Source organism: Bradyrhizobium sp. LeoA1Lang, from assembly GCF_055413685.1.
In genome coordinates this window covers 1-1,696 of the sequence record NZ_JBVAPG010000379.1, presented here as the reverse complement: position 1 = coordinate 1,696, position 1,696 = coordinate 1, and the positions used below count along the sequence as shown (strand labels likewise).

The following is a 1,696-nucleotide window of genomic DNA, read 5'->3' as shown; positions in this document are numbered from 1 at the left end:
GCCACGCGTCTTGGCCGGTGGCCACCGGCCAAGACGCTAAATCGCTTCCATCGCACAAATCATGCCCGTGCAGATACAAGGGGTCGTCGCCGCGGGCACGGTGCGCGTGGAGAGAGACCCCTCACCCAAGCGCGTTCGTGCCGACGCCGGAGTAGCCCTCTCCCACAAGGGGCGAGGGCGCATGAAGCAGCACCTCGCAGGTTTATCGGTCGACGTTGAGTACTTCACCGGTGCGGGCGTCGACATCAACTTCCATGTACCGGCCTTCGATATCCCGCCCCTCGATTTGCCATTCATAGCCGGCAAATTCAGTGTGAGACACCGCTACGAGACCGAGATCGGTCGCGATCGCCAGTGCTCTCTGCATCGATATGAGATCGCCAGAATCATAAGCCTTGGCCTGTGTCGCAATCCCAAGGGTCATAACCGCAACCATCGGGAGGATGAATTTTCGCATGGGCCACTCCTGGTGAAGGTTCGTTACGGCAGGCACCAACAGCCCTCGAGGCGTATTGGTTCCCATTTCACAGCGAAACTGGGTGATCAGCAGCGGTTGCGACCGCTTGTTGGCTGCCAATTGGCGACAATGGGACGGTTTCCTCGCGGCGCGGGTTGCTTCGATCACGGATTCGTTTGCTTTAAGGACAAAGCTTGTCGATTTGCCAAATCCGCCCGACCGCGCCAAATTGTTGCCGGAAGAAAGGCGTGCCATGCGTATTGCTGGTTGGGTTTTGCTGCTCGCAGGATTCGTCCTGTGCCTCACGGCGGCCTGGGCCGCTCTCGGCTTTCTGTTGATGGGCATTGGCCTGGTGTCGCTACAGGTCGCCGAGCGGAAGCGGCGAAAGGCGGAGAAGGCGGAGTCCGCCGCCCTCGATGCGCGTCCAGAGCCAGCTACCGCACTTGCCGAACTGCCTCCGGCCCACGCGGAAAATGTTCCGATCACTGCGGAACCTCCACCCTTGCCGGCACCGCAAACGACCTCGAGCGCCGACGCCTCCGCTTACGACAAGGAAGTGTGGCGCCGCCTGGTCGAGAGCGATCCCGACCTGGCGCGACTGGCCGCGGTGCTGTCCGACTACGGCCAGCACCATGTCGATGAATTCGCCAATAGCTATCTCGCCCAGCCCGACAAGGGCCGCCTCGGCGCGATCGTCAACGAAATCATCGCGAAAGCCGCACGAAAGGAATCCGCGCCGGCGGCACAGCCCGAAGTGCATGAGCCATCGGTCGATGCAAATCAGGAGCCGAAGTCACCGCCCGCGCGGATCGAGCCGGGCCGCAGCCTACCGAAAATCCACGCGCCGAAGGTGGCGGTGGTGCCGCCCGCGGCGAACGATGTCCGCAGCACCAGGGCAGCCGCCATCGCCCCGCGCATCCAGAGCGCCCCCGAGATTCGTATCGAGCCAAATCCGGAACATCGAAACGACAGGATCACATCGGCAGACGATGACCTCAGCGAGCTGATCAGGACGTTCGCAAACGATGCGAGCTCCCTCACGAGATGAGACCTTTCCTTAGAAAATAGACCCTGCCCAGCCTACGACTGTCGTCCCCGCGAAGGAGCGCGAAAGCGGGGACCCATATGTGGACGGCCCCCGTGGCACAAGAGCTTTTGAGGTGATCGGATCGCTTGCATCCATATGTCCGGCCTGTTTGATGCGATCGGATGATCGCTGGCCAAGATGGGATGCGCGAG

At 61.7% G+C, this 1,696-nt stretch carries 2 protein-coding genes; one reads left to right on the top strand and one right to left on the bottom strand.

The genetic code is table 11. The features are described from left to right. Nucleotides 1-202: 202 nt before the first annotated feature. A complete protein-coding gene (locus tag ACZYOF_RS43610) occupies nt 203-457 on the bottom strand; it encodes a PepSY domain-containing protein (RefSeq protein WP_282531461.1) in 255 nt (84 codons plus the stop codon). A gap of 253 nt (nt 458-710) precedes the next feature. Between ACZYOF_RS43610 and ACZYOF_RS43605 the strand changes: the two genes are divergently transcribed. Continuing rightward, nucleotides 711-1,505: a hypothetical protein gene (locus ACZYOF_RS43605; RefSeq protein WP_463719568.1), complete on the top strand. Its 795-nt coding sequence runs from the start codon at nt 711-713 to the stop codon at nt 1,503-1,505. Nucleotides 1,506-1,696: the final 191 nt, after the last annotated feature.

Excerpts from the sequence above, each read along its gene's own strand:
- ACZYOF_RS43605 (WP_463719568.1), top strand. The coding sequence starts at position 711 with ATGCGTATTGCTGGTTGGGTTTTGCTGCTCGCAGGATTCGTCCTGTGC.
- ACZYOF_RS43610 (WP_282531461.1), bottom strand. The coding sequence starts at position 457 with ATGCGAAAATTCATCCTCCCGATGGTTGCGGTTATGACCCTTGGGATT.